7 protein-coding genes are annotated in these 7,266 nt (G+C 56.1%); 4 read left to right on the top strand and 3 right to left on the bottom strand.

Features of this window, described 5'->3' with window-relative positions:
• Positions 1 to 193 (bottom strand): hypothetical protein (locus IOB61_RS15520; RefSeq protein ID WP_290818678.1); only part of this gene is annotated, 193 nt, incomplete at its 3' end.
• Positions 194 to 242: 49 nt separating this feature from the next.
• On the opposite strand from IOB61_RS15520, the gene IOB61_RS15515 reads away from it, so the two are divergent.
• On the top strand, positions 243 to 623 hold the full coding sequence (locus tag IOB61_RS15515) for a hypothetical protein (protein ID WP_290818676.1): 381 nt from the start codon (positions 243 to 245) through the stop codon (positions 621 to 623).
• A 385-nt stretch (positions 624 to 1,008) separates the two neighbouring features.
• Here the strand turns inward: IOB61_RS15515 and IOB61_RS15510 are convergent, their stop codons facing one another.
• Positions 1,009 to 1,902: a helix-turn-helix domain-containing protein gene (locus IOB61_RS15510; RefSeq protein ID WP_290818674.1), complete on the bottom strand. Its 894-nt coding sequence runs from the start codon at positions 1,900 to 1,902 to the stop codon at positions 1,009 to 1,011.
• Positions 1,903 to 2,110: 208 nt separating this feature from the next.
• On the opposite strand from IOB61_RS15510, the gene IOB61_RS15505 reads away from it, so the two are divergent.
• Positions 2,111 to 3,478 carry an aromatic ring-hydroxylating dioxygenase subunit alpha gene (locus tag IOB61_RS15505; RefSeq protein ID WP_290818672.1) on the top strand — a complete coding sequence of 456 codons (1,368 nt, stop codon included), beginning with the start codon at positions 2,111 to 2,113 and terminating at the stop codon, positions 3,476 to 3,478.
• Between the two features lie 44 nt (positions 3,479 to 3,522).
• On the opposite strand, the gene IOB61_RS15500 is transcribed toward IOB61_RS15505, so the two are convergent.
• Complete coding sequence (locus IOB61_RS15500) at positions 3,523 to 3,888, bottom strand: gamma-glutamylcyclotransferase family protein (protein ID WP_290818670.1); 366 nt, start codon at positions 3,886 to 3,888, stop codon at positions 3,523 to 3,525.
• A gap of 195 nt (positions 3,889 to 4,083) precedes the next feature.
• On the opposite strand from IOB61_RS15500, the gene IOB61_RS15495 reads away from it, so the two are divergent.
• Together IOB61_RS15495 and IOB61_RS15490 are read left to right on the top strand one after the other, a co-directional pair.
• Entirely contained in the window at positions 4,084 to 5,025 is a 942-nt protein-coding gene (locus IOB61_RS15495; RefSeq protein WP_290818668.1) for a helix-turn-helix domain-containing protein, read from the top strand.
• 154 nt (positions 5,026 to 5,179) lie between these two features.
• The gene (locus IOB61_RS15490; protein WP_290818680.1) at positions 5,180 to 6,691 is read left to right on the top strand and encodes an aldehyde dehydrogenase family protein; all 1,512 of its coding nucleotides are present in this window, start codon (positions 5,180 to 5,182) and stop codon (positions 6,689 to 6,691) included.
• Positions 6,692 to 7,266: the final 575 nt, after the last annotated feature.

Below are 7,266 nucleotides of genomic sequence, written 5' to 3'. Positions count from 1 at the left end.
GGACTTGACCCGTCAAATCGGCCACGAACAATCGAAGTTGGCCTTTGGTGTAGGCAGGGCCTGCACCAAAGCCTTCCAGACAAAAAACTACCCTCAGCGTTGTCATCCCCGATGGCGTCAGCCAATCGGGGACCTTGTGCCGCAAAGTCCCATGGGGTCCCCGCCTTCCACTTCGTTCCGGCGGGGATGACATCGGGGGGAAATCCATCCGACCGGGTTCGTGCTGGCCTAAGCTTGCGGCCATGAGCAAAAAACCGAAAAGCCCCGCCCCGCCTGCCAAGTCCAAATCCTTCATTCGCACGAAGGAGGAACAGCAGAAAATCATGGAAGCCCGCCACCGCGAGGAAGCGGCCTTAATAGCCCATATAGAGGCTTTATTTGCACGCATGGACCGCGAAGACGCCAAGGCCACAGCACGGGCAAGGGCGCAAGCTAAGGCGCAGAACTTATCGCCTGAGGAGACAGAAGCCCTGATAAAACAAGCTATTCAGGGTTTAGCGCGCGTGGATAAACCAAAATCTCACCACGCTTGGCAGAAGGGCGCTAAGCTAGCCCCCGTTCCCAATGCGGAGGAGCTTCGGTCCGGGTTAAGCCGACTATTGGGGATTGGTAAGCGGGACTAAGCAGGGTTGAAGTGGCGACCTTGTGTTTCATCAGGATTTACCCCCCTGGTGCCCGGTGTGCTTTTGCCTGTCTGCCGTGTGGAGCCGGCGCACCTTGCTTCTTGAAAGCAGGTGCGGGTGGGAAGCCTTATGTAGTTCTTGGGGTCAAAAGCCTGCGAGAATGAGGCCTTTACGAACTAGGCGGGGGAAATCAGAACCACCCGTGGCGTCATGAACCACCTAGGCACACAGCCTTATCAGCCGGGGCGCACGGTTTGCGTCGTATTCGGGCCAGTCCGTTAATCTGGCCCACTTTAATTGGCGTAGATCCTGCGCCCCGGCCCCTCTTTATGGTGCACCCTCGCAAGGCTCTTCTTGGCGGGGCTAAAGGTGTTGCGGGCGGGCTCTAGTCAGCCACCTCAATCTTTGAGTGGGGTTTAAACACATGGCCACATGGGCGGTGGATCAGCGTGACGGGGGATTTATAGCGCTGGGGCAGCCACGCATCTGCCCAAGCTTGAATGCTGACCAAGATGCCATAGAGGGCCAAGCCCTTCTCGCTCAATTGATAGCCGCGCACTTCATCCTGGCGGAATATTCCCAGCGCAACGAGGCGTTCCAAGCGATCAATCAGCGTGTTGGCGGCAATGCCCAAGCTGTCCATGTAGTCAGAGAAACGGGTGAGCGCGAAGAAGGCGATCAAGACGATCTCAATACTCCATTTATCGCCAAATATGTCCAGCGATTGGCGCAAGCCAAAGGTGTTGAACTGGCGGTCCGCACTGGTGACGATCGAACGCCGCCTTTCGCTGGTCTTTTTGGGGGCCGCCTGCAGCTGGGCGCGACTGACTTTAAGGGCAATGTCTCGGGCAGTGGTCACCTGTCCACAAAATCCACACGTCAGGGTTATGGTCAGCGCCGAGCCAGAGGCGGTCTCCAACAGGGGGCTGGGCTCAGGCCTCTTATCCCAAGCGCGATCCCAATCAGCCATATGCTGCAAGACCGGCAAGAGGGCCCGGCCCTGATTGGTCAATACAAATTCATCTCGCGGGGGGCGCACACAATAAGGCACGCGCATCATGACGCCTAAGTCGCACAGGGCTTTAAGTCTGGAAGCAACCAGACGATTGGCCATGCCAGTCCGCTCTAGAAAGCCGCCAAACCGTGTTTCGCCGGCAAAGGCCGCAGCAATCAGGATGAAGGACCAGCGGTCGCAAATGGCATCGGCAGCCTGCCGCACCGCAATCAGAACCGCTTGGATTGCCCGACTGTCAGAAGGTGAGATCGTGTCTCGTGTCATAAAAAGCCCGTGCCGGAAAACCGAAGCCACATCAAGATAGAACGCACATGGCCCTTACTTTTTACTTGCTTAGTGAGAGTGAGTCTGGATATTGGAAGGGAAAAACTTGGCCTACACGACTCTGATGTACCGATTTCTAGTGGTTCTGATGGTGTCTGAGTGGTTAGGGCAAGTTCGGCACTGAGTGTAAGTTAGAGGAGGCGATGTTTTGGCCAAACTGGATATTCTCAAAGGTCGCCCGGAACCTTCGGTGCAACGTGTGTTTGCTGGCGATGTGATCGCCCCGCCTGCTGTGATGCTGGAAGAAAGCCCCCCGCAAGATCAGAGTACGGAGGATGTGTCGATTGAGCGCTATTTCTCAAAGGAATGGCATGATCGCGAGATTGAAAAAGTCTGGCGCAAAACTTGGCAATTGGCTTGTCGGGTGGAAGAGATCCCCAATATTGGCGACCATTTGGTCTATGAGATCGTCCATGACAGCCTGATCATTGTCCGCACCGCAGCCAATGAAATCCGCGCTTATATCAATGCCTGCCTTCATCGCGGCACGTTGCTGCGCACAACAGGCGGTTGCGTGCAACAATTCCGCTGTCCCTTCCATGGCTTTACCTGGGACTTGCAAGGCAAGCTGACCCATATCCCGCAGGACTGGGATTTTGAGCATGTCGACCGCTCGAAAATGAATTTGCCAGAGGCCAAAGTCGGCCTGTGGGGTGGCTTTGTCTTTGTAAATTTCGACCCCAATTGCGAGCCTTTAGACTCCTATCTCGAAATTCTGCCGGATCACTTCAAAGCCTTTAAGCTGGAAGATCGTTACAAGGCCACCCATGTGGCCAAAGTCCTGCCGTGCAATTGGAAGCTGGGCATGGAGGCCTTTATCGAAAGCTATCATGTGCCCTTCGCCCATCCACAAGTGACTGCATATTATGGCGATAGCAATACGCAATATGATGTCTGGCCGGGTGTGCGCCATGTTAGCCGCATGCTGGCAGTCCAAGGTGTACCAAGCCCCGATGCACACAATGTGTCGCCCCAAAAGACGGTCGATCATATTCGTCGGGATGTGCCCTTTTATGGCGGCAAGCCAATTGAGCTGGAGGAGGGCGAGCCCGCCCGCGCTAAATTGGCCCAGCGAGCGCGTGAAAAAATTGGGCGCGCCTCTGGCAGAGATATGTCAAACCTTTCAGATTCAGAAGCCTTGGATTTGATTGAATATTTGCTCTTCCCCAATATGGTGCCTTGGGGTGGGCAGGCCCTGCCAATCTGCTATCGTTTTAGGCCTTATGGCGATGATCCAGAGCGTTGCATCATGGAGATCATGCTTCTGTTCTCAAAGGCTGAAGATGGCTCTCACCCGCCGCCCGCGCAAATCCAATGGCTGCGGGAAGATCAAAAATGGGCTGATGCGGAAGGCTTAGGTTCTGCCGCCATGGTTGCCGATCAGGATACGAACAATCTGATGCGCATTCAAAAAGGCCTTCGCACCACCCGCAAGCCCGGCGTTACGTTGGCCCGCTATCAGGAAAGCCGTATCCGTCATTTCCACAACACATTGGATGCCTATATGGCGAAATGATAGGCCTTTGACTTGGGCTGTGGTGGGGCAAGCCCCGGCCCAATTCATCCCGCTTTGACATAAACCCAAGCCTTGCCGCCCGAAGCAAGATTGGCCTCAACCCTTTGATAATCGGACACTTCATAGCGGTCGGCGGCAGCAAGCTCTTCCGCCGTGATCCAAAAGACGGTGCCATCCACGTTGTCGGCGGGGTTCGAACTTGCGACCACGATGGGATGAAAACGTTCGCCACTGATCTTTAAAACGTCTGGGTCGGTGATTTCCAGTACGGTCTGTTTGAAGCCGACCAGCGCATCAGCCGTCCCTTCCAGCCTGCGGCCAAAAGTGTCCAACTGCACCGCCTCCAGCTGTAAGGTGCCATAAGAGAACAGGCGGATTGTGCGGGTGTTTGAAGCCGCCTTCTGGGTCATGAGAGGTTCCTTTGCCCTCTAGGTGGACAGATGTATCGCCTTTCGGGTCACTTTAGGCGCTTTTGTCGCTTTTGTCGCATTGCGCTTCCATGATTTTGGGCGTCTGATGGGGGATCGAGCTTTCGACGGCTCGCACAAAAGCAAGTCCCACTCGGCCGCCAAGCGCTGTTCAGGGGCTGGACCTTGGGAGGTGCAATGGCAACGCCCGTTGCAGAACATGTTTCGCGCGTCGAAGCGGCGATCACCAATGGCTTGGCCGCAAGGTCACCCATTGCGGCATCTTGGGCGCGCTCGGCCCAGCTGCACCATCTCGACCCCTCATCTAACCCCAATGAAGGCCGGATCACGGCCCACGAACTGGCGCTAGCGCGGGAACGTTTGGGGCCTTTATTGCCCATGGCCGCGCCGCATTTAGACCGCCTATTTCAAATGGTCGGGGGCCTTGGGGCCTGTATCGTTTTGGCCGATGCGCAGGGCGTGGCGGTGGACCGGCGCGGCTCGCCCAGCAATGATCGTGCGTTTGAGGAATCAGGCCTTTGGACCGGCACGGTCTGGTCAGAAGCCGATGTGGGCACCAATGGCATTGGCACGTGTTTGGCCGAAGGGCGTGCCGTCACCATTCACCGCGATCAGCATTTCCTGGCCCGCAATATTGATTTGAGTTGCTCCTCTGCCCCCGTCCATGGACCCGACGGGGCCTTGGCGGCCGTGATTGACGTCTCTACCGCTCGGGCAGATCTTGGCGATGCGGTGGCAGGCCTGATCGGCAATACGGTGGCCGAAGTGGCCCGCAAGGTTGAGACTGACCTATTCCACCAGCATTTTCCCCGCGCCCGGGTTGTGGTGGTGCCGGGTCTGGATCGGGGGCAAGGGGCGCTTCTCGCGGTTGATGTCGATGATCTGGTGATCGGGGCGACACGGGCGGCGCGTCAGCATTTGGGCCTCAGCGGCGATTTGGCGTCAGCCCCCAAACTTCTGGCCGATCTTTTGGGCCTTGAAGGCCATGATAGCTTGGAACGGGCAGAGCAAGCGGTTTTGACCCGTGCCCTTGTGCGTTCCTCCGGCAATATCTCTGCGGCCGCCCGCGCCCTTGGATTAAGCCGCGCAACCCTGCATCGCAAATTAGATCGCTCGTAAGATCATTTTCTTTCAAAAACCTGTCGCAGATTTGCGACAGGTAGCGGCCACAAGCTCGCGCGCATGGGATGTGGGGCGTGATCGGCCAGCCTAAACTGCCTCCACAGTCGCAACGGCGCGACTGATCATCGTGAGGAGGAAAATTATGAACCAAATGACCAAGATCGAACTGATCACCGGTTCGCCATTCAAGCTGCGCTATGACAATTTTATCGGTGGCAAATTCGTGCCACCTGTGAGTGGCCGCTATTTCGACAATGTCACCCCCATCACCGGCCAACGCATTTGCGAGATCGCCCGGTCTGACGCTGCGGACATCGCGCTGGCTCTCGATGCCGCCCATGCAGCCAAAGAAGCTTGGGGCAAGACCTCTGCGGCCCATCGTGCCAATATCTTATTGAAAATCGCTGACCGGATCGAAGCTAATCTTGAGCGGATCGCTACCGCAGAAACCTGGGATAATGGCAAGCCCATTCGGGAAACTCTGAATGCCGACATTCCTCTATCCATCGATCATTTCCGCTATTTTGCGGGTGTCTTGCGCGCGCAAGAAGGCACGATGTCAGAGATTGATCATGACACGGTCGCCTATCACTTCCATGAGCCTTTAGGCGTAGTCGGTCAGATCATTCCGTGGAACTTCTCCATCCTGATGGCGGCTTGGAAACTCGCCCCCGCTTTGGCTGCAGGCAATTGCGTCGTGCTCAAGCCCGCTGAGCAGACCCCTGCAGCGATTATGGTGCTGATGGAAGTGATTGCAGATCTGTTGCCCGATGGTGTGCTCAACATCGTCAATGGCTATGGGGCAGAAGCCGGCGATGCGCTTGTCCGCTCGGGGCGGATCGCCAAGATCGCCTTTACCGGTTCGACGGCGACAGGCCGCAAGGTGGCCGAAGGTGCCGTCGCCAGCTTGATCCCCTTCACCTTGGAACTGGGCGGCAAATCGCCCAATATCTTCTTCTCCGACATCATGGCCGCAGATGATGCCTTCTTGGACAAGGCTGTTGAAGGCTTTGTCCTCTTTGCCTTCAATCAGGGTGAGGTGTGCACCTGCCCATCGCGGGCATTGATCCAGGAAGACATTTATGACCGCTTTATGGAACGCTGCATCGCTCGGGTAAAAGCCATTAAGCAAGGCGACCCACGCGACATCAATACCATGGTCGGGGCCCAAGCCAGCCAGCAGCAACATGCCAAAATCATGTCCTATTTCACCATTGGTCGTGAAGAAGGGGCCGAAGTTTTGGTCGGCGGCGACACCGCTCGGTTTGAAGGTGACTTGGCGGATGGATTTTATATCCAACCGACTATTCTGAAGGGCCATAATAAGATGCGGGTCTTCCAAGAGGAAATCTTTGGCCCGGTTGTCAGTGTCACCACTTTCAAGGATGAGGCGGAAGCTTTGGCGATTGCAAATGACACCATGTATGGTCTTGGTGCCGGGGTGTGGACCCGCGATGGCACGCGCGCCTATCGCTTTGGGCGCAATATCGAGGCAGGCCGGGTTTGGGTGAACAATTACCACGCCTATCCCGCCCATGCAGCCTTTGGCGGCTATAAGCAATCGGGTATCGGGCGGGAAACCCACAAAATGATGCTCGACCATTATCAGCAAACCAAGAATATGTTGGTTAGCTATAATCCCAATAAACTGGGTTTCTTTTGATTGCGGTCTCTAAAGGACCAAACCGAAAGGCGCGGGCGCAATCCCGCGCCTTTTAATGTCATCACCCATGGCACCAGCCAGCCTCCAGCCCCTCACCCGCAAAATCAGCCGAAGGCTCTGCTTCGCCTTGTCGGGATGACATCGTGGGGGCGGGGAGTGTTTTTATCTACACGCGTTTTGCTGCCCATTCTGGTTCACCAAACCGCTAAAGAAATTGTTCTTGCGACCCAGATGTCGCGGCCATGCTTGATGACCGATTTTGGTGAAACAGCCTTTCCACCAAAATCGGTCTAGATGGAAAAATCTTAAAGCGTTGTCATCCCCGATGGCGTCAGCCAATCGGGGACCTTGTGCCGCAAAATCCCCTGCGGTCCCCGCTCTCCACGTCGTTCCGGCGGGGATGACGGTTTCTTGGATGGTTTTTATCTGGACGCGCTTTGGTGCCCATTCTGGTCACCCAACCGCTTGTTCAAGCATGATCGGGCGATTTGTCGCGTCAAGTCCAGATTTCCTCCGGAAATCTGCCGCGGAGCGGCGCGAAGCGGACTTGACCCGTCAAATCGCCCGTAAACAAT

Source organism: Aquidulcibacter sp. (assembly GCF_020253525.1).
Lineage (GTDB): Bacteria > Pseudomonadota > Alphaproteobacteria > Caulobacterales > Aquidulcibacteraceae > Aquidulcibacter.
Note: the sequence above shows the minus strand (reverse complement) of the source record. Positions and strands in the feature narration are given on the sequence as shown.